The 20,552-nt window shown below is 71.6% G+C and carries 16 protein-coding genes and 1 pseudogene; 8 read left to right on the top strand and 9 right to left on the bottom strand.

The annotated features are described in order from the left end of the window. Positions 1-16 precede the first annotated feature (16 nt). Positions 17-2,410: an ABC transporter permease gene (locus AB0M67_RS09490; RefSeq protein ID WP_365744311.1), complete on the bottom strand. Its 2,394-nt coding sequence runs from the start codon at positions 2,408-2,410 to the stop codon at positions 17-19. Positions 2,411-2,587: 177 nt separating this feature from the next. Between AB0M67_RS09490 and AB0M67_RS09485 the strand changes: the two genes are divergently transcribed. Then, on the top strand, positions 2,588-3,445 hold the full coding sequence (locus AB0M67_RS09485; RefSeq protein ID WP_365744309.1) for a histidine kinase: 858 nt from the start codon (positions 2,588-2,590) through the stop codon (positions 3,443-3,445). Further along, the gene (locus AB0M67_RS09480; protein ID WP_365744307.1) at positions 3,442-4,173 is read left to right on the top strand and encodes a response regulator transcription factor; all 732 of its coding nucleotides are present in this window, start codon (positions 3,442-3,444) and stop codon (positions 4,171-4,173) included. Before AB0M67_RS09485 ends, AB0M67_RS09480 begins: the two co-directional genes overlap by 4 nt. Before the next feature lie 6 nt (positions 4,174-4,179). Here AB0M67_RS09480 and AB0M67_RS09475 read toward each other — a convergent pair whose 3' ends face one another. Then, entirely contained in the window at positions 4,180-6,102 is a 1,923-nt protein-coding gene (locus AB0M67_RS09475) for a hypothetical protein (RefSeq protein ID WP_365744305.1), read from the bottom strand. A gap of 281 nt (positions 6,103-6,383) precedes the next feature. Here AB0M67_RS09475 and AB0M67_RS09470 point away from each other — a divergent pair, with 281 nt between their 5' ends. The 6 genes from AB0M67_RS09470 to AB0M67_RS09445 all read left to right on the top strand — a co-directional run bounded on the left by AB0M67_RS09470 (position 6,384) and on the right by AB0M67_RS09445 (position 11,631). Beyond that, positions 6,384-7,247 (top strand): isocitrate lyase/PEP mutase family protein, encoded by an 864-nt coding sequence (locus tag AB0M67_RS09470; protein ID WP_129767413.1) that lies wholly within the window; start codon positions 6,384-6,386, stop codon positions 7,245-7,247. Positions 7,248-7,350: 103 nt separating this feature from the next. Beyond that, positions 7,351-7,782 (top strand): hypothetical protein, encoded by a 432-nt coding sequence (locus AB0M67_RS09465; protein ID WP_365744303.1) that lies wholly within the window; start codon positions 7,351-7,353, stop codon positions 7,780-7,782. A 22-nt stretch (positions 7,783-7,804) separates the two neighbouring features. Then, entirely contained in the window at positions 7,805-8,836 is a 1,032-nt protein-coding gene (locus AB0M67_RS09460; RefSeq protein WP_365744493.1) for a bile acid:sodium symporter family protein, read from the top strand. A 191-nt stretch (positions 8,837-9,027) separates the two neighbouring features. After that, entirely contained in the window at positions 9,028-9,444 is a 417-nt protein-coding gene (locus AB0M67_RS09455) for a YciI family protein (protein ID WP_365744301.1), read from the top strand. A gap of 10 nt (positions 9,445-9,454) precedes the next feature. Beyond that, positions 9,455-10,687 (top strand): sigma-70 family RNA polymerase sigma factor, encoded by a 1,233-nt coding sequence (locus AB0M67_RS09450; RefSeq protein ID WP_365744299.1) that lies wholly within the window; start codon positions 9,455-9,457, stop codon positions 10,685-10,687. A 137-nt stretch (positions 10,688-10,824) separates the two neighbouring features. Next, positions 10,825-11,631 (top strand): hypothetical protein, encoded by an 807-nt coding sequence (locus tag AB0M67_RS09445; protein WP_365744297.1) that lies wholly within the window; start codon positions 10,825-10,827, stop codon positions 11,629-11,631. 51 nt (positions 11,632-11,682) lie between these two features. On the opposite strand, the gene AB0M67_RS09440 is transcribed toward AB0M67_RS09445, so the two are convergent. The 7 genes and pseudogenes from AB0M67_RS09440 to AB0M67_RS09410 all read right to left on the bottom strand — a co-directional run bounded on the left by AB0M67_RS09440 (position 11,683) and on the right by AB0M67_RS09410 (position 20,313). Continuing rightward, entirely contained in the window at positions 11,683-13,263 is a 1,581-nt protein-coding gene (locus tag AB0M67_RS09440; RefSeq protein WP_365744295.1) for an aldehyde dehydrogenase (NADP(+)), read from the bottom strand. A gap of 101 nt (positions 13,264-13,364) precedes the next feature. Then, positions 13,365-14,372, bottom strand: coding sequence for an MASE1 domain-containing protein (locus AB0M67_RS09435; RefSeq protein WP_365744293.1), 1,008 nt, complete (start codon positions 14,370-14,372; stop codon positions 13,365-13,367). A gap of 104 nt (positions 14,373-14,476) precedes the next feature. Next, positions 14,477-15,355 carry a PP2C family protein-serine/threonine phosphatase gene (locus AB0M67_RS09430; protein ID WP_365744291.1) on the bottom strand — a complete coding sequence of 293 codons (879 nt, stop codon included), beginning with the start codon at positions 15,353-15,355 and terminating at the stop codon, positions 14,477-14,479. 262 nt (positions 15,356-15,617) lie between these two features. Continuing rightward, on the bottom strand, positions 15,618-16,505 hold the full coding sequence (locus tag AB0M67_RS09425) for an SDR family oxidoreductase (protein ID WP_365744289.1): 888 nt from the start codon (positions 16,503-16,505) through the stop codon (positions 15,618-15,620). Between the two features lie 169 nt (positions 16,506-16,674). Then, positions 16,675-17,904 carry a beta-ketoacyl-[acyl-carrier-protein] synthase family protein gene (locus AB0M67_RS09420; RefSeq protein WP_365744287.1) on the bottom strand — a complete coding sequence of 410 codons (1,230 nt, stop codon included), beginning with the start codon at positions 17,902-17,904 and terminating at the stop codon, positions 16,675-16,677. Between the two features lie 131 nt (positions 17,905-18,035). Beyond that, a pseudogene (locus AB0M67_RS09415) lies at positions 18,036-18,254 on the bottom strand (acyl carrier protein); the annotation flags it as partial. A 46-nt stretch (positions 18,255-18,300) separates the two neighbouring features. Further along, positions 18,301-20,313 carry an acyl-CoA dehydrogenase gene (locus AB0M67_RS09410; protein WP_365744285.1) on the bottom strand — a complete coding sequence of 671 codons (2,013 nt, stop codon included), beginning with the start codon at positions 20,311-20,313 and terminating at the stop codon, positions 18,301-18,303. Positions 20,314-20,552: the final 239 nt, after the last annotated feature.

Here is a 20,552-nt window from a genome sequence, read left to right as displayed (position 1 = left end):
GGCGGTCCGACCGGCCTCACTCGTTGTGCAGCACCTTCGCGATCGTCAGCCGCGCCGCCGAACGGGCCGGGACCAGGGCGCCGAGCGCGGCGATCACAACGCCCGTCAGGGCGAGCAGGGCCAGTACGGGGGCGTACCAGACGTCCGTCATGGAGGCGGGGAGGCTGATGTCCGCCGCGTCGGTCATGGCGGGCATGATCAGTTCGTACGCGCCGATGCCCGCCGGGATGCCCAGCACGCCGCCGACCGCGCCGAGCGCCGCCATCGAGGTCACCACCATCACGCTCACCTGACGCGGTGTCATGCCGAGGGACTTGAGCGTGCCCAGATCCCTGTGCCGTTCACGGGTGTTGAGGAGGGCGGTGTTGAAGACACCCAGCGCGGCGACCGTCGCGAGCAGCACGGTCAGCGCCGAGGCCGAGCCGATGATGATGACGGCGTCGCGGTTCGTCTCCGAGAGGGCCACGGGGTTGAGCCCGGGGTCCGCCGCCCTGACCGCCGCGTTGTAGGTGCCGACGGCGGTGCCCGGGGCGAGCTGGACCTCGTACTGATTGGCCTCGCGGTCCGGTGCGAACGCGGTCAGCGTCTCCCAGTTGGACTGGAGCGCGTCGGGCATGCCCGCCATGGACTCGCCGACGATCGTGGCGGACGCCTTCCTGCCGTCCAGCGTGAAGGTGACCCGGTCACCGATCTCCAGGCCGCGCTTGTTCAGGAACGCGGGCGGTGCCACCACCTCACCCGGGCCCTCCAGCCAGCGGCCCTTGGCGATCGTCTCGCCCAGGGTGTCGGAATCGCCCCGGTAGAACTGGCAGCTGATGGTCTCCGTGTACCCGGCGAGGTTGACGTCGATCCACGCGTCGGCGGTCACCCGGACCGCGCCGGGCAGCGAGCGCAGCAGCGCCTCGGTCTCGGCGTCGCCCTGCTTCGGCGCGGGCTCGCCGAACCGGGGCTTGCCCACATGGACCACGGTGTGTACGTGGCCGACCCGCTGCGCGGCCTCGCCGTACGCGGTCATCGTGTTGGACAGTCCGGTCGCCAGCGTCACCGTGGTCACGCCGAGGACGACGGCCGCCAGGGTCAGGACGGTACGGCCCGGCCGCGCGAAGGGCAGGCCAAGACCCAGGCTGACCGAGCGCGGCAGCCGGACGCCCGCGAGTCCGCGCTGCACGCGCTGCCCTCGGCCGGCGCGGGGCGCGCTGCCCGCGCTGATCGCCCTGGCCGCCGGCAGCCGGTGCGCGCGCAGCGCGGGGGCCAGCGCGGCGAGCATGACCAGGACGGGCATCCCGAGCAGCGTCGCGCCGTACACCCACGGGCTGATGCCCACGGCGAGATCGTCGGTCCCGATCCCCATGAAGACGCTTTTCAGGAGGGGTTGAGCCGCGATGCCGCCGAGGACGGTGCCGGTGACACAGCCGACGGCCGCCGGGACGAGCACCATCACCAGATAGACGGAGACGACCTGGTTCGGTGTGAAGCCCAGAGCCTTGAGCACCCCTATGTGCCGGAGCCCGGCGACGACCGCGCCGCTCACCACATTGGCGACGATCAGGACCGCCACCACCAGGCCGAGGATCCCGAAGGCCAGCAGGAAGGGCACATAGGCCGAGGCCGCGCGGCCGACGTCCCGCTTGATGCTGAGGTACGACTGCGAGGCGAGCGGCGACGCCGACGGCAGGTCCGCCGTGGCCGAGGCCATCGCCTTCTCGATCCGGCCGTCCGTGGCGGAGGCCGAACCGGTGAACCGGTAGAGCATCTGCTTCGCGGTCGGGCGCAGGGCCCCGATCTGGTCGGGGGAGACCCAGCCCTGGGCGGACCGGCTCAGACTGCCGGCCCAGCCCACGACGGTGAGTCGCGGGCCTCCGGGGACGCTGATCACCGTGCCCAGCTCCCGGTCGGCGCCCTGTGCGCGCAGGACGATCTCCCCGGGGCGGGTGACCCAGCGGCCGGCCAGGAGACGCACCCGGTCCACCGGACCGGCAGGGTCGGCGCGTCCGACGACCGTGAGGGGTCCGGTGATCACGCGCGGAGCCGCCGGGGACCTGGATTCCCCACCGGCAGCGGACCCGCCTGCGGAACCGGCCCCGGACTCCCCCCTCGCCCCGGCCTCGGGAACGGTGATGACGGCCTGCTCGAACGGACCGGCCACGGCCTCCACCCCCGGTCGCCGCGCCGTCGCCGCCAGCCGCGCGTCCGAGACCCCGTCCCGGTCGAACGAGGCGACCACATGGGCACCCCGCTGCTGTGCGAAGGCACGGTCGAAGGGCGCCGAGGCGGCTTCGAGCAGCCCGAGGGCCACCACGGTCGCCACCGTGGAGGAGAACGTGGAGGAGAAGACGACAAGACCGATGACGATCGTCTGGAGCCTGCGGCGCCGTACCGCCGCGCGCGAGGCCCGCCACACGGCGCTCATATGATCCGTCCGGTCTCTTCTTCGGTTTGGATAGCCATGGCAAGAAGCTTGGAGGAGCGGTACGGGCCGGACGTCCCTCCCCGGAGGTAACCTCCCGGCCGCGTCATCCCACGGATGTACGGCGCTGGACCTCGGGATTGATGCGCGCCCGGGGGGCCGTCTGCGAAGGTGGGATCCGTGGGGATATCCGGGACGGGTGCGCTGATCGCCGCCCTCGTGGCGGCCTGTGCGGTCGCCGGCCGGCTGGCCGTGGCGCTCGTACGGGCACGACGTCTGCACCGCAAGGCCCTGGAGGACCGGCGCTGGCTCCTCGAACGTGAACGCGAGAGCGCGGCCCGTACCGCCGTCGACACCGAACGGGCCAGGATTGCCCAGGAGTTGCACGACATCGTCAGCCACAACGTGAGCGTCATGGTCGTCCAGGCGGGAGCCGCCCGCGAGGTGCTGGCGACGCTGCCGGACGAGGCCGCGGCGGCGCTGCTGGCCGTCGAGGGCGCGGGCCGTGACGCGATGACCGAACTGCGTCATCTGCTGGGGCTGCTGGCACCGTCGCAGAGCGGCGAGGACGGGGAGGGGGGAGACGGCTCCGCCGGCTCGGCGGCCCTGTCACCGCAGCCGAGCCTGAGCCGGCTCAGCCCGCTGATCGACCGGATCGCGTTCGCCGGGCTGCCGGTCGAGGTGCGCATCTCCGGGGAGCCCCGACCGCTCCCGGCCGGGATCGATCTCACCGCGTACCGGATCGTCCAGGAGGCCCTGACCAACGCGCTCAAGCACGGCGGTGGCGAGCAGGCGGAGGTGACGGTGCGGTACGCCGACCGCTGTCTGCGGGTGGAGGTGCTGAACAGCGGGCCGAGCGTGCTGTCCGGCCACCGGCCCGCGCCGGGGGAACCGGCCGTGGACGGCAGGGGCGGAGCAGGGCGCGGCCTGCTCGGGCTCCGGGAACGGGTCGCTGTGTACGGTGGCGATCTGGACGCCAGGCGACGTCTCGGCGGCGGCTACCGCGTCCGTGCGCGGATACCGTTGGACCGGCCATGAGCGCCCCGCCCGACACCGCACCCGACGCCCGGCCCGAGCCGGCCCCGCGCGTTCTGATCGCCGACGACCAGGCCCTGGTCCGTACCGGCTTCCGGCTGATCCTCACCACGCGTGGCATCGAGGTGGCCGGCGAGGCCGCCGACGGAGCCGAGGCCGTCGCGGCGGCCCGCCGGCTGCGCCCGGACGTGGTCCTGATGGACATCCGTATGCCGAACATGGACGGTCTGGAGGCCGCCCGGCGCGTCCTTGAGGAGAACCCGGACTGCCGGGTGCTCATGCTGACCACCTTCGACCTCGACCGTTACGTCTACGCCGCCCTGGCCCTCGGCGCGAGCGGCTTCCTGCTGAAGGACGTCACCCCGCAGCACCTCGCCGCCGCCGTACGTCTCATCAACACCGGCGACGCGCTGCTCTCCCCCTCGATCACCCGGCGCCTGGTCGAACGCTTCGCGTTCAGCGACCACCGTCCCGGACCTCCGCCCGGACTCCCCGCCGTCCACCGCGATCTCACGGCGCTGACACCGCGCGAGCTGGAGGTCCTGACCCTCATGGGCGGCGGCCTCTCGAACGCCGAACTCGCCCGGGAACTCACCCTCAGCGAAGCCACCGTGAAGACCCATGTCGCCCGGATCTTCGCCAAGCTCGCCCTGCGCGACCGCGCCCAGGCCGTCGTCCTCGCCTACGAGACGGGTCTCGTCTCACCCGGAGGGCCGGACAACAGTGCCTAGGGGGTGTCAGCGGCCCCCCGAGTCGCCCGAACTCCCGAAGGACCCACCGGCCAGCCGGCGCAGCCGGCGCGCCTCGTCCTCGATCCGCTGCGCGACGCTTCCCGCGCCCGTGGTGTCGTCCAGTCCGCTGGCCCGCAGCTGGGCGGCGAGGCTGGTGAAGTAGTGCGCGGCGGTGAGGAGATGGCCCGCCGTGTCGCCGTACCCGCCGGAGCGGGGCCTGACGGCGCTGACGTCGTTCAGTACGCGGTCGATCTGCTGGGTGATCTCGTCCCGCGCGTCCTGGGCCAGCCCGACCGCCCGCCCGACCTGGGAGAGAATGGAGTGACAGGACCGCGTCAGCTCCGCCAGCAGCCGGTACTCGCGGCTCACCCCCGTATTGCCCGCCCCGCCGACGTTGATATTGCCGGACGCGATACGGGCACCCGCCGCCACCGGCTCGAAGCGGCGGAGGTCGATCGCGCTGGTGGCGCCCAACGCCTCGCGGAAGCACGGATGGACATGGAACTCCCCTTCGTGCGGCTGGGCGGGCAGCTCCCCGCCGCCCGCGAACACCACGTCATTGCCGCGGCGCACCCCGAGGAAGCCCACGCTGTACAGGATGTCGATCGCGCCGGACGGCGTCAGCGCCTCGGCGTACGCGGGGAACAGCCGGTGCAGCGTCTCCGCGGCCTCCTCGAAGCGGCTGCCGAGCGCGGCGCGCGACACCACGTATCCCGTGTTCTGGAAGAGCGGGAAGAGCCGTTCGAGGAACGGGTGGGCGATCAAGTACTCCTGCGCCAGGTCCTTCAGCTTCCACGCGGAGAACTGCCGGCCCGCCTGGAGGACATCGGAGTCCGTGATCCGGTCACGGCCATGGGTCAGCCAGGCCGTCTCCTGGCAGAGGTTGAGGAACTGGATGGCGTCGCGCGGCCGGGGCAGACAGCGGCTGAAGATGAACGCCGCGGTGTCCTCCCCACGCACGCTCTCCGGGAAGATCTCCCGCCACAGCGACTCCTGCGACAGACCGGCGGCCCCGGTCGAGGCCCGCGCGCGGGCCAGGGCGAGCTCCCGCAGGGAGTGGTCCGTCCAGACGATCCGCAGCTCGTCGCCGTGGAACTTGTCCCCCTCGCCGAACGACAGCGAGTCGTAGATGTCCGCGCGCAGGAACAGCAGACACCGCACCGCCCGTCCGTACAGCCCCGCCGCGTGTTTCGCCGCCAGCAGCAGCCCGATCACCATCGAGTTGCTCTCCGGCTCCACCGACCAGACCTGCTCCAGCTGGTCGACCAGGAGCAGTAACGGCTCGTGCGCGGCGGCGCAGTCCAGCTCGGCGAAGGCGTCCGCCACCCCCTTCTCCACCACATCCAGCTGCCGGGCCGCCCGCGCGCCCTCCGAGGGCGCGTGCGCCAGCTCCACCCCGGCCTTGAACCCGAACGCCTCCAGCGACAGCGCCGTCTGCAACCCCCGTGCGCCTTGGGCCAGTCGGTCGCCGAAGCGGTCACCCGGACGGTCGGCGGGCAGCTCGTCGTTCTGCTTGAGGAAGCGGCGCAGCGCCTTCACCGGGCCGGCCTTCCGGCCGTGCGCGTCCGCCGCATGGGTCACCAGATGGCGCGCGGCGTTGACGGCGAACACATACCGCCAGATCAGTGACTTGGCCGAGTCTCCGGGCAGCCCCTGGAGCTCGAAGCGGCGGATCTCGTCCCCCGCGGCGTCGTCGGGCGTGATCAGCACCTTCCCGCCCGTATGCACGCCGTCCGCCATCAGACGCATACAGATCGCGCTCTTGCCCGACCCCTTGCGCCCGATGATCAGCATCTTCCGGCCGGACACCGCCGCGCGCGTCGCGTTCGTCGACAGGAAGCCGCCGCGCAGCAACAGCCCGTCGGTGACGTCCCGCTCGGCGTCCTCCCGTCCGAAGTGGAGATCCGCCAGTACGGGCTCCCCCGCCATCCCCATCATCCCCTGTTCCGGTCCCCTACGCCCCCACGCCCGCCGTTCAGCGCAAGTCGGCTTTCCCGTACGGCAGTTGTACCGCACCGGGCGGCGGTCCGCAGCGTCGGGGAATCGTCACTTCATTGAAATGTCACACATATTGATCGCTCCGTATTTTTTGCCAGATCGGGCGACGACACGGTGTGTCGTTTTACGAAGTCTTGGTCTTCTGTAAATGTGTGCCCGACAGCACATCGCCTGAACTCGTGAGCGGGCGGGTTCTGGAATGAGGGAGAACCATGCGCTACGGCAACGCCTTGCGAGAAGCGGTCGAATCTCCTCGCACGACACCTCTCATCGGCATCTACGACATGTACTCGGCCTCGATCGCGGCCCAGCACTACAACGGATTCTTTGTCTCCGGCTTCGGCTTCGCCGCTTCCCATTACGGGCTGCCGGACATCGGTTTCATCGCCTGGCCCGACATGGTGGCCTTCGCGGAACGGCTCCGTCTGGCGTTTCCTCGCCATCACATGCTCGTCGACATCGACGACGGGTATGTCGACCCCGAGGTCGCGTGCCATGTCGTCCAGCGACTGGAGCGCGCCGGGGCGTCGGGGGTGATTCTGGAGGACCAGAAGCGACCTCGACGGTGCGGACACGCGGACGGGAAGCTGATCCTGCCGCTGGAGGAGTACCTGGCCAAGCTGGATCTGGTCCTGCGCAGCAGGGAGGAGATGCTGGTGGTGGCGCGTACGGACGCCACGGAGGAGTCGGAGATCGTACGGCGCGCCGCCGCGCTGGCGGAGACGGACGCGGATGTCGTCCTCGTCGACGGCGTGCGGAGCGTGGAGTGGATTCGTAAGATCCGGTCCGTCGTCGGCGACAAGCCGCTGCTGTTCAACCAGATCGCGGGCGGAAAGTCGCCGAGGCTCTCCCTCTCCGAACTCTCCGACCTGGGCGTCAATCTCGCCATCTACAGCACGCCGTGTCTTTTCGCCGCGCACGGCGCGATCGACGGCGCGCTGGTCGATCTGAAAATGGCGGACGGACGGCTGCCGGACACCAGGGAGACAGGGGCGATCGGGGTCAAGGGATCAACGGAATTGCTGGAAAAGAACATCAGCAGACATCACGACAGTCGAGTTTCGGTCTCGGTGTGACCACGGGAATTCCCTCTTGTCTTCTCATTTCCTTCGGTCCGGCACCGGCCGGCACCGTCTTCCGAAGAAAACGCCCCTTCTGAGGGGAGTCTCCACGACGAGTGTGATCGTCGCGGCGACGACGAGCGTCCTGTGCGGCGCCGGTGCCGCACAGGCCGACGACGACGAGCCGGAGCGGTCGGGGCCCGTCGCCGGACGTAACGTCGGCCTGCTGGTGATCGACAACTCCCATGCCGACTCATGGCTGGAGATCGACCGGACGCTCAACATGCTGTTCAGAAGCAAGGGCACGGCGGGCAGCGACCACGACGGGGGTGGTGGCGCCATCGACGTACAGACCGGGGACGTCTCCGGATCCGACTCGGGCTCGGGTTCGGCCTCGGGTTCGGGCTCCGGCTCGGGCTCCTCTCGCTCCTCCGGCTCCTCCGACTCCTCCGGCTCGGGTTCGGGCTCCTCCGGCTCCGGCTCGGGTGGTGTGATCGAGCAGATCGGACAGATCGGGCATCCGCCGTACCAAGGCGAGAACGGTGAATGATGTGACCTCCAAGTCCTGGCTGATGTCCTGGCCGGGCCGGCTGGGAAGGGCGATCGACCTCTATGTCGTCGCCCTTCTCGGCACGGTCGTGCTCGCGACGCTGCTGCCCGCGAGCGGCCGGGCGGCCGTGGCCGTCGGCGGTGCCGCCGACCTCGCCATCGCGCTGCTCTTCTTCCTCTACGGCGCACGGCTCTCCACCCGCGAGGCGGTCGACGGACTGCGGCAGTGGAAACTCCACCTCGTCATCGGAGCCAGTACGTTCGCGCTCTTCCCGCTGCTCGGGCTGGTCGCGGGCGGACTCGTACCGTTCCTCCTCACCGACCGGCTCTACACCGGCCTCCTCTTCCTCTGCGTCGTCCCCTCGACCGTTCAGTCGTCGATCGCGCTGACCTCCGCCGCCCGGGGCAATGTCCCGGCCGCCATCTGCGCCGGTACGTACTCCAGCCTGTTCGGCATGATCGCCACCCCGCTGCTCGCGGCCTGGCTGATCGGCTCCACCGTCAGCTTCTCGGCCCACGGGGCGGTGGCCATCACCACCCAGCTCCTGCTTCCCTTTGTCGCCGGGCAGGTGGCGCGCCGCTGGATCGGCGGGCTCATCGGCCGCCACAAGAAGCGGATCGGCCTGCTGGACCGGTTCTCCATCCTTCTCGTCGTCTATACGGCCTTCAGCCAGGGCATGGCGGAAGGCATCTGGCAGCGGATCACCCCGGCGCGGCTGGCCGGTCTGGTCGCGCTGGCCGCGCTCCTGCTGGCGATGGCCCTCGCGACGACCTCGTTCACCGCGCGGCGCCTGGGGTTCAGCCGGGAGGACCGGATCACCATCGTCTTCTGCGGCTCCAACAAGAGCCTGGCGACGGGACTTCCCATGGCGGCGGTGCTGTTCGGCGCCTCGGCCGGACCGGTGATCCTGCCCCTCATGCTCTTCCACCAGGTGCAGTTGATGGTGTGCGCGGTCCTCGCGGGCCGCTGGGCCCGCCGGCCACTGGAAACCGCCTCCGAACGGACCCCCGCGCAGGCGTCGCGCGCCGTACCCCTGCGGGAGACGGCCCGCTGATCAGGATCCCTGGTCTCCTCCCCTCCCTGGGCATTCCTCTCCGCGAGTGATTCCGGTCCGAGAGCGGTTCTGCGAAAATCTTCGCGAATCCGTCCGGCCGGCTGTCGAGAACGTATGGGCCGCTCCGACGTCCCCTCCGAGAGTCGCCCACGAGGGGTGACGGCGTACCGAGGAACCGAGGAGACGACATCATGAAGTACCTGGTGATGGTGCAGGGCTCGCAGGCCGACTACGACGCGCTGGGCGGCAAGGCGTCCGCCCACAGCCCGGCCTGGAGCGAGAAGGAGCTGCGGGCGATGTCCTCCTTCATGGAAGAGCTCAACAACGACCTCGCCGAGAGCGGTGAGATGGTGGACGGGAACGGTCTGGCCGCGCCCGCCGCCACGCGCCTCGTCGGGCTCGGCGAGGACGGCCGGCCCGTGATCACGGACGGCCCGTACGGCGAGACCAAGGAACTGCTCGCGGGCTACTGGGTACTGGACTGCGAGAGCCTGGAGCGGGTGACGGAGATCGCCGAACGCGTCCTCCGGGCCCCGGCGCCCGAGGGCAGCCCCGTCTACCCCGTGGTCATCCGGCCCATCCCGGACGCCGGCGGGGGCGATGTGTGAGACGTACGGCATGAGGCCCGGAACGGAGATCGAGGACCTGCTGCGGCTGCACACGCCGCAGGTCCTCGGCGCGCTGGTACGCAGATACGGACACTTCGGCGCGGCTGAGGACTCCGTCCAGGAGGCGCTGCTCGCCGCGGCGCGGCAGTGGCCGGAGACAGGGGTGCCCGACAACCCGCGCGGCTGGCTGATCAGGGTCGCCTCCCGGCGGCTCATGGACCAGCTGCGTGCCGATGAGGCGCGGCAGGTGCGCGAGGAGACCGCCGCGGCGCTCACACCGCGCGACGCGTTCACGGCGCCGCCGCCCGGTGAGAGCCGCGCGCCGTCCCAGGACGACACCCTCACCCTGCTCTTCCTCTGCTGCCACCCCGAACTGGCCCCCGCCGCGCAGATCGCGCTCACGCTGCGTGCCGTCGGCGGTCTGACCACGGCCGAGATCGCCCGGGCCCATCTGGTGCCCGAGGCGACGATGGCGCAGCGGATCAGCAGGGCCAAGCGGCGGATCAGAGGGGTGCCCTTCCGGCAGCCGGGGCCCGAGGGCCGCGACCAGCGGCTCGCGCCCGTGCTCCAGGTGCTCTATCTGATCTTCAACGAGGGCTATACGGCGACCTCCGGCAATAATCTGCACCGCGCCGATCTCGCCCGCGAGGCGATTCGGCTGACCCGGGCCGTACGCCGGCTGCTGCCCCGGGAGGGCGCGGTGACCGGGCTGCTGGCGCTGATGCTGCTCACCGACGCCCGTAGCGCGGCGCGCACGGGGCCGGACGGCGAACTGATCCCGCTGGACGAGCAGGACCGTTCCCTCTGGGACCCGAAGGCGGTCGCCGAGGGCACCGCGCTGGTGACGGAGGCGCTGTCCCAGGGACCGGCCGGCGCGTACCAGTTGCAGGCGGCCATCGCCGCGCTCCATGACGAGGCGGCCCACGCGGAGGACACCGACTGGCCGCAGATCCTGGCCCTGTACGACATCCTGGTGCGCCGCGCGCCCGAGCCCATGGCCGAACTCGGCAGGGCCGTGGCCGTCGCGATGGTGCGCGGCCCCGAGGCCGGACTGGCCGAGGTCGCCGTACTGGAGGACCGGTTGGCAGGCCATCACCGACTCGACGCCGTACGCGCGCATTTGCTGGAGAAGGCGGGGGACCTCGAAGGCGCGCGAGCCGCGTACCGGTTGGCCGCCGGGCGTACGCTCAGCACGCCGGAGGCGCGGTATCTGCGGATGCGCGCCGCCAGGCTGCCGGTCTGAGTCCACCCAGCCCGGGTCCATCGCCCGGAGATTGTCATCCAATGACATCTCCATGAAAGATCTGATCCAACTGGCCCTTATTGTATCTTTAGGCTCTTTGGGTGCAATTGAACACATAGTCCATTCCTGTGCGCGCCATGGACGTTGTTACGCACGTGGATCCACGTGAACTCTGGGAGCGGAACACTGTCCTGGCCGAAGCGTTCTGCGCCAGCGATGAGCGTGTGCGCCAGGCGCAGTCAGTGCTGGACGAGGCGCAGGCCGAGCGGAGCAGGACGCTCGCGGCCTTCTCCGTGACGGTCGGGAACGACGGCGCGGTCGCCGATCTGATGGGCCTGAACGAACGGGAAGTCCGGGTCGCCCGGCGCACGGTGGGCAGGGAGGACGCCCGGTCCGTCGCCGAGGAACTCCTGATCCGCGGAACGCAGCCACCGCCACCACCGCTGATCCCGCAGGGGCCACCGCAGACGCCACCGCCCCCACCCCCGCCACAGACGCAACCACAGGCGCAGGGACAGGGACAGCCGCCGATGTCCGATCCCGCCACCGACACCTTCCTGATGTCGGAGGTCCAGCTGCCCCAGCCCCGGGGCGAGATGCCTCCTCCGCAGCCGGACACGACGCCGCAGGACGCGCAGACAGCCGCCGCGCCCACCGACTTCCACACCCCCTCGATGGAGGAGTCGGTGATCTGGTCGGCCAGCATGGACTCCGTCCTGCTGTGGAGCTGGAAGTCCGGCCTCGACCTCCAGACGGTCGCCGCCGAGCTGGGCCTGGATCTGCGGGCGCTGCTGCTCCGCGTACAGACCCTGGCCAACGACGGGCTGCTCACGCCCCGTACCCCGCCCTCCGACAGCGGGCAGTCCGGCCGCCATCGCCGGCACGAGGACCCGTACGCGGCCCTCATCAGCCCCGCGACCACGCCGTTCCCCGTCTACCACTGAGGACCGCGCGACCGAGGACCGCGGTCCTCGGTGCCGCGGTCCGGGGGCGGGTCAGCGGTGTTCCCGGGCGCCGTCCAGCCGGCGCGGCAGGTCGCGGGGGTTGCCGTCCGAGACATCGGCGGGGAGGAAGTCGGCCGGGACGTCCTGGTAGCAGACCGGGCGCAGGAAGCGCCGGACGGACAGGGTGCCGACCGAGGTCGTGCGGACATCCGAGGTGGCGGGGTACGGGCCGCCGTGCACCATGGCGTGGCTGACCTCGACCGCCGTGGGCCAGCCGTCGTAGAGGACGCGGCCCGCCCTGGTCTCCAGCAGCGGCAGCAGGGCGGCGGCGGTGTCATGGTCTTCCGGGCCGTGGTGGACCGTGGCGGTCAGCTGCCCCCGTAACGCATGTGCCACCTCGATGAGTTGGGACGTGTCACGGCAGGTCAGCACGACCGCGGCGGCGCCGAACGGCCGGTCCTGGAGTTCCGGCCGGCTCAGGAACGTCTCGGCCGGGGCCGTGAGCAGCCGGGGCGCGCAGGTGTTGGCGCCCTCGCCCGGCTGTCCGGCGGCGATCTCCCGTACGTCCTCGACCGCCGCCAGCGTGGCCGCCGCGCGCTCGTATGTGTCGTGGAGGGCGCGGGTCTGCATCGTCTGCGCGATCCGGGCGGACACCGCACGGCCGGCCGCCGCCAGGAACTCCGCCAGCTCGGGCCCGTTGACGGCGGCCAGCAGCCCCGGCCGGGTACGGAACTGCCCGGCCCCCGCCGTCAGCGCGCCGATGAACCCCTCGACCAGCGCGGCTGACCGGTCGCGGAGGGCGCCGGGCAGCAGGAAGACCGGGTTGACGCTGCTCATCTCGGCGTACACCGGGACCGGTTCGGGGCGGGTGGCGGCCGTACGCATCAGTGCCTCGCCGCCCGCCCGCGACCCGGTGAAGCCGACCGCCCGGATGCGGGGGTCGGCGACCAGGGCCAGGCCCAGTTCCGCGCCGGAGCCGAAGAGCAGCGAGAACACGCCTTCCGGCAGCTCGCTCTCGCGTACGGCGGCGGCCACGGCCGAGCCGACCAGTTCCGAGGTGCCCAGATGGGCGCTGTGCGCCTTGAGGACGACGGGGCAGCCGGCGGCGAGCGCGGCCGTGCTGTCGGCGCCCGCCACCGAGAAGCCGAGCGGGAAGTCCCTCGCGCCGAACACCGCCACCGGCCCGATACCAATATGACGCTCCCGCAGATCGGGCCGTGGCTCGGGGACGCGGTCCGGCAGCGGGCGGTCGATCCGTACCTCCGCCCAGGCGCCGTGGCGCACCTCGGCCGCGAGGAGCCGCAGCTGTCCCGTCGTACGGTCCCTTTCGCCGGTGACCCGGTCACCGGGAAGGCCGCTCTCGGCGACGGCCCTGGCGATCAGCTCCGCGCCGAGCGATTCGATACGGTCCGCGATCCGCTCCAGGAAGGTCGCCCGCCGCTCGGGGGAGGTGGCGCGGTAGCCGGGGGCGGCCAGCTCGGCCAGTTCGCAGGCGCGGGCGACGTCCTCGGGGGTGCCGGAGCCATAGCCGGGCTCCAGTGGGGTGTCCGTACGGGGATCGAGCGAGGCGATCACCGGGCCCCGGCCGGGCCGCCGCTCGGCGCCGAGGAACATCGCTCCTGTCAGTGGCATGGTGCGCTGCCTCACCTCTCTGAGCTTCGTCGGATTCCTCGGACATGGGACGCGAGGGGCGGCGCGCGGCGTGCGATCGCGGGGCCCTGAGATGACGGGGCTCAGCCGCCCCCGGGCTTCTTCCCGCGGTCCGGCCCCCACGGCTTCCGCGGCTCCACCGGGCTGAGATGCGCCACCAGTTCGGCGAGCTCCACACACGCCTGCTCGATCTTCAGCCGGACGTTCCGCTGCTCCGTGACGATCGCCGCCAGCAGCAGCGAGGTCAGCGCGACGGACCCGTTGAGGGCCTGAAGGCTGACCAGGCGCTCGACGAGGGTGTGGTGTTCGAAGGCCCCGACGCGGTCGGTCGCCTCCGAGATCGCCAGTACGGACACGCACAGCGCGTACGGCGCGCTCGCGGGAAGCTGGAAGCGCAGCGCGGCCCAGATGAGCACCGGGAAGACGAGGAAGAGCACGGAGAGGCTGCTCATGGTGGCCAGCGGCGTCACGAGGACAGCGGTGATCAGCAGCGCCAGCGCCTCGGGCCAGCGGCGGAAGTCCCTGGCCCGGGGAAGCCGGGCCCAGCGGAGCATGAGCAGCATCGGCGTGACCACCAGCACCCCCATGGCGTCGCCCACCCACCACGCCGTCCAGGCCGGCCAGAACCCCTCCGGGCGCAGCTTGCCGCCGAGCAACAGCATCCATACGCCCAGCGTCGCGCTGATCAGCATCCCGGCCAGTGCCCCGAGGAACACCAGGGCGACCCCGTCGCGCAGCCGGTCCAGCCGCGTACGGAAGTCCACGCGCCGGAGCATCAGAAAGGAGCAGACCGGGCCGAGGGTGCTCGCCACGATGACGCCGATGTCGAAGAGATGGACGGGACCGAGCGTCGCGATGGTGATGAGGGCGCCGAGCGAGATCCCCGGCCAGATCCCGATGCCCAGGAAGAGGAGGGCGGCCACCGCGATGCCCGAGGACGGCCAGAGAGGCGTCACGACCGCGCCCGAGATCAACAGCTGCTTCAGCAGACCGAGCTGTGCGGCCCCGGCGTAGGCGGCGGCGACGCCGAGGATCCGGACAGCGGCCATGGACAGACGTCGGACTTCCTCGGTACGCACCACATCAGCCATCAGACAACGCCCGTCGCCCAGGTACGCCGTGACACGCACTGCCGGAGGGCCCGCGTCACCCCGGACCGTACGCGTGGTGAGTGGCCCGGGAAGCGGCTCCGGCGTCAGCGGTGATCGCCGCGCGTGCCGATGGGTCCGTCCGGTACGGAGTCATGGCAGAGGACGAGCACGGCGGCGTCGTCCGCGTGACCGGTCAGCTCGGCCACCTTCAGCACTTCGGTGGCCAGCTCGCCGGGGTCCGCGCCGACGCCGGCGTCATGGGCGGCCAGCACCGCCTCGGTGGTCAGCTGGGCCACCCGCGCGAGGCCGTCCTCGACCGCGAACGCGGGACCTTCCACCACACCGTCCGTGACCAGCACGAACGCCCCGGTGTCCGTCAGCCGACGGCGGATCACCGGGTATATCTCCCCCGGCAGGATGCCCAGCGGCAGACCGCCCGGGTCCTCGTCGGCACCGGAGCTGCCGTCCGCCGCGGCCCACACCGAGGCCACATGGCCGGCGCGGGCGCTCTCCAGCACGCGGGTGACCGGGTCGAAGCGGAGAAACGTACACGTCGCGAAGAGGCTGGAGTCCACCGACAGCATCAGATCGTTGGCCCGGCTCAGCACCTGCCCGGGATCGCCGGCCGCCGCCGCGACCGCCCGCAGACCGATCCGCACCTGCCCCATGATCACGGCCGCCTCGACATCGTGCCCCTGGACATCGCCGACACAGAACGCGAGCGCTCCGTCGGGCAGCACGAAACCGTCGTACCAGTCGCCGCCGATATCCAGACCGTCCCGCGCCGGCGCGTAGCTGGCAGCCGTCCGCAGCCCCGGTACGGCGGGCAGGAAAGGCGGCAGCATCGCACGCTGGAGCGCCTCCGCCAGCTCCACCCGGGCATGCTGCAGCTCCACCCGCCGCCGCGCCTGGGCGGTGAGCCGGCCGAGTGTGGTCAGCAGGTCGTCGGCGCTCGCCGACCGGCTGGGACGACGCCGGGTCATGCACCGCTCCGAGGTACGTCCGTTGGTGGACCGCTGTGAGTTGTTCCTCGCAACGGAGTACAGAGGGGCCTCTCGCTCAAGCCTCACCTTCATCATATTTCCGCCACGCGGCTTCCGCCGGATGAGCCCGGATCAGCCCGGATCAGCCTGTGCTCCTCAGGGGGCCTCAGGGGGTTCTCAGACTATGCAGGGCGCACGAGACGTGCACCACGAACATCGCGTCGCCGGCGCGGGCCTGAGCCGGGCCTCTCACCAGGCCGAACTACCGCGGGTCGGTGGAGTCGCCCATCTCGTTCGCGGCTCCGCCCGCGCCCAGAAGGGTGGTGGGGGTCCCGGACGAGGCGGGTTCCAGGGCGGGCAGGGCGCGGCGGGCGCGGCGCGCCGCGACGGGCGGGAGGGCCGCGCGTACGAGCTGGGCCGCGCGGAGCCAGGGCTGGGCGTAGACATGGCGGGCGCGCCGTTCGATGCCGGCGGTGAGGCGGTCCACGGCCGGGGCCAGCGGGTAGGTGCGGTTGGCCGGCCAGCGCATACGGGAGCGCAGCTCGCGGAGCGTGACATCCTGCTCGGCGCTCCGGACCATGTCGGTATCGGTCCAGGTGAGATAGCCGACGCCGATCTCCACCCCGTGGTGCGCCACCTCCATACGGAGAGTGTGCGCGAAGGACTCCACCCCGGCCTTCGAGGCGCAGTAGGCCGTCATCATCGGTGCGGGGGCGAGGGCCGCGAGCGAGGCGATCTGGAGGTAGTAGCCGCGGGAGTCCAGCAGGGCGGGGAGGAAGGCGCGGGCGGTATTGGCGCTGCCGATCAGGTTGACCTCGATGACACGGCGCCACGCGTCGGGCTCGGAGTGACGGAAGAGCCCGCCCGTCGCGACCCCCGCGTTGGCGACGACGACATCGATCGTGCCGAAGCGCTCCTCGACGAGCCGGGCCGTACGCAGCATGGCCGACGCGTCGGTGACATCCGCGTGCCAGTGGTCCGCCTCGCCCGTCAATGAGTCGGTGACACGGGCGAGTTCGGACTTCTCCAGGCCGACGAGCGCCAGCCGGGCGCCCCGCTCGGAGAGGGACCGGGCGAGCTGTTCGCCGACGCCGCGCGCGGCGCCGGTGATGACGGCGGTACGTCCTCGGAGCGGCGGATGCCTGCTCATGGTGGGGCCTCCGGAGAGAGAGTGAGGGGAGGCCGCCCCCCGGCGCGTGGCTGGAGGACGGCATTCCGTACGCCGGCGCATTGTGTGCACCGGCGCGTCGTGCGCGCTGACGCGGTCCGCACGGCGGTGCGGGCGGCAGTGCGTGCGGCAGTGCGGGCGGCGGCGTGGCTCAGGCGCGTTGCAGCGCCAGCACCGCGTTGTGCCCGCCGAAGCCGAACGAGTGGCTGACCGCGCGGTCGATCCGCCGGCGCAGCGGCTGCTTGGTCACGCAGTCGATGTCGAACTCGACGGCCGGCGTGTCCAGGTTGGCGATCGGCGGTACGACGCCGTGCTGGAGCGTCAGCACGGTCAGGCCCGCCTCGATCGCGCCCGCCGCCCCCATACAGTGCCCCAGCACGCCCTTGGGCGCCGTGACCGGCGGACGGTGCGGATAGACCCTGCTGATCAGCGCCGCCTCGGTCGCGTCATTGAGCGGCGTCGAGGTGCCGTGCGCGTTGACATGCTCGACATCACCCGACTGCCAGCCCGCGTCGCGCAGCGCCACTTCCACCGCGCGCTGGGCGACGGCGCCCGAGGGGTGCGGGCTCGTCGGGTGGTGCGCGTCGGTCGTGGCGCCGGCGCCCGCCAGCAGCGCGCGTGGCTCCGCGCCACGCGCCCGCGCGTCCTGCTCGCGCTCCAGCACCATGATCGCCGCGCCCTCCCCCAGGACCAGCCCCGCGCGGTCCGAGGCGAAGGGCCGGCACAGCAGCGCCGGGTCCTCGCCGGGTTCCGCCAGCGCGGCGGCGCCCGACCGCACGAACCCGGTCATGGCGACCGGGAAGACGATGGACTCCGTCGCCCCCGCCACGGCGATGTCGCACTGCCCGGTGGAGAGCAGGTCCCGTGCCACGGACAGCGCCGTGACCCCCGAGGAACACGCCGTGCACGGCGCCATGCTGGGCCCGGTCGCCCGCATCTTGATGGCGATCTCGGCGGCCGGCATGTTGGGGATCGTGAGCAGGATGCCGGACGGGGAGGTCGCCTCCGGCCCTCGTCTGTCGAGCGCGACGGACTGTTCCGTCAGACTGGCCGACCCGCCGCTGCTGGTCCCGACCACGACGGCGACCCGGGCGCCGTCCCAGCGCGTCGGGTCGAGCCCGGCGTCGGCGACCGCCTCGCGCGCGGCGAGGAGTGCGAGCTTCACGTACCGGCCCATCCGGAAGGCGGTACGCCCGCCGATCGCGGTGTCGAGATCGATGCCCTCGACCGTACAGGCGAAGTCGACCGCGCAGCCGCTCAGTTCGGGCACCCGGTGCGCTGGGGAGACTCCCGCGCACACGCCGTGCCAGGTGGAGTCGGTGTCGTTCCCGGCCGGTGTGATCATCCCCAGACCGGTGATGGCGATGGCGGGTCCGGTCATCGGCCGACGCCCACCGCGGCCTCGTTCGTCTCGCTGACGCCGCTCATCGTGCCCGCCGCGTGAACCCCGCTGAGGGCGTGCGCGGCCTGCACCGCGTGCGCGGTGCGCGCCGTACGCCCCGTGCGCGCCCCGTCGAGGAACGCGGTGATCTCCGCCAGCGTGGCGCCCTTGAGCAGCGAGTCCGAGTCGGCGTCGATCCCCAGAGTCTCCTTGATGATGACGGCGAACTCGGCGACGGCGAGGGAGTCCATCTCCAGGCTGTCCATGGTGGCCTCGGGGATGATCTCCGCGGCGGGCACCTTGAACGTCTCCGTCAGCACCTCGGAGATCTTCGGGTGGATCTCGCTCATGGGTTGTCCTTTCCAGGGGTTGGGTCGGTTGAAGGGGTCGGTGGTTTCAAGCGGGCGCGGCGGGTACGGCGTGCCACGCGCCCTCCGCGTCGTCGTAGGCGTCCACGTAACCGGCCCCGGAGATGGGCCAGTCGGCGAGCATCTCCTCCGGCAGCGCGAAGGACTCCACGAGAGCGGGGGCATGGCCGGCCAGCCGCGAGATGAGCTGTTCGACGGCCTCGGGCAGTTCGTCGAGATGACGGGGGGCCAGCCGGCCCGCGGCCAGCAGATCGCCGCTGTTCCGGTCGATCCACTGGAGCGCGAAGAGCCGGCGCAGCGAACGCAGCAGGTCACGGGCCGAGGGCGAGGGCGAGGGCGAGGGCGAGGAGACAGAAGAGGAAACGGAGGAGGAAGCAGAAGAGGAAGCGGAGGAGCGGACGGACGACGCGCCGGGCGAGGGGGCCGGGCCGGGCTCCAGTCCCGCCATCGCCACCGCGTACGCCTCCGACGCGCGCCGGTACGCGTGCGCCTCCACGGCGCGCAGCGCGGCACCGGACGCCGCGTTCCACCGTGCCAGCGAGTCACCGTGCGGCACCTGGCTCATCCGGCGGCGGGCCCGCGCCAGCCATACGCCCTCGACGGCGACGAGGAGTCCGTCCAGGAACAGCGGGTCGGTCAGCTCGCGGTGCGCGGGACCGTACGATCCGTCCCCCGGCCTCGGACCCGCACCCGCACCCGGCTCGGAACCCCGCTCCCGCTCCGGTTCGGGTTCCGGTTCCGGAGCCGCCGAGAACAGCATCTCGGCCGCCGCCTTCGCGTAGATCGCGAGATTGTCGCCCTCCGCCGTGATGACGCCCTCGATACCCGCCAACAGCTCGGTCATGCCGTTGTTCTCCAGCAGCGCCTGCGCACCGCACCGTTCCCGTGACTCCACGATGACCTCGCGCGCCCGCCAGCTGATCCAGCCCTTGGCGACGGCCACCAGTCGCTCGGCCTCGTCCGTGTCCGCTTCGGTACGCGACTCCCAGGCGTCCAGCGCCGTACGGTGCAGCAAGGTCATCGCGAAGACCGTGGCCAGGGCCCCGACCAGCGGACCGTGATGGCTGCGGTGCGCGAACACCGGTACCCGCTCCCCTCCTCTGGAACTGGAGATCCGCCGGTGCCCGCCGTACCGCACGGCGAGCGCCAGCGTGACCCGCGCCGAGCCGACCGCGCACGCGCTCATCGAGAGCTTGCCCGCCGTGACCCGGCCGATCGACGTCAGGAAACGCCGTCGTCGGTTGCTCTGCTCGCTCCTGAACACACCGTCGTCACCGATCCGCCCCTGCGCACCGCCCAGCAGCGCGTCGCGCCCCACGAAGACCCGGTCGAACGAGGTCAGACAGTGGTCCACGGGGCTGCCCAGCCGGGCGGGCAGCCTGCGCACCCGGACACCGGGGAGCGCTCCGACGGCGTCGGTCAGCGGCGTCAGGAACAGGAAAACGCCGTGGTCGGTACCGTCCACGAGCAACCGTGCCGCCACCACGCCGGACTTGGGGCCGCCCACGGGGCTGGTGTTGGGCATGAACTTCTGCGCCCCGGCATGCGGCGTGCGGAGCACGAAACCGTCCCGCTCCCGGTCGTAGACCGCCGTCGTCTCCACGGCGACCGCGTCGTTCCCGTGCGCCACCTCCGTGCAGAGGAAGGTGCCCACCCGGCGCAGCGCGAGGAAGTCGGCCACGTCCGCCGAACCCGCCGCGTCCCGCGCCGTGCCGCGTGCCGCGCCCTTCTCTCTCTCCGCGTGGTCGAGGAGACTGCCGAGGAACAGGTTGTAGTGAATGCCCGCGACCGTCGTGAAGGCCGGATCGACCGGGCCCAGCCACTCATGCAGGGCGGCGAGCCCACGCGCGTCGGCAGCCAGCTCCGCCGGGCTGGCGAGCGTGTCATTGACGGTACGCAGCCGCTCGTACGCCATCGCCAGTCGTTCCCCGGACGAGGCACCGGGCCGGCGGCGGAAGGGCGCAGCGGCGGCGAGCCGACGCCATGGCGCGTGCTCCCGGTCGAAGTCCTCGCCGAAGAGCACGCGCGTCAGAAGATCCACTGTCGGATCCACCGTCGGGTCCAATGAGTCCGTAGGATCCACTGAGCTGGTAGCAAACGCGTTCGCAGGATCCAATGATTTCGTTGAGACGAACGACTCCGTCGGGACGAACGACTCCGTCCGGACGAATGGATTCGTCGGATCCAGGCCCGTCCGGTCCAATGAGCCCTTCTGGTTGGCCGAGTTCACGGCAACGGTATTGATATTTATACTCACGCCGGTATAACGATCAATCAATG

This window comes from Streptomyces sp. NPDC051662, from assembly GCF_040681655.1.
Lineage (GTDB): Bacteria > Actinomycetota > Actinomycetes > Streptomycetales > Streptomycetaceae > Streptomyces.
The sequence above is the reverse complement of the archived record's forward strand: the minus strand, read 5'-3'. Positions and strand labels throughout refer to the sequence as shown.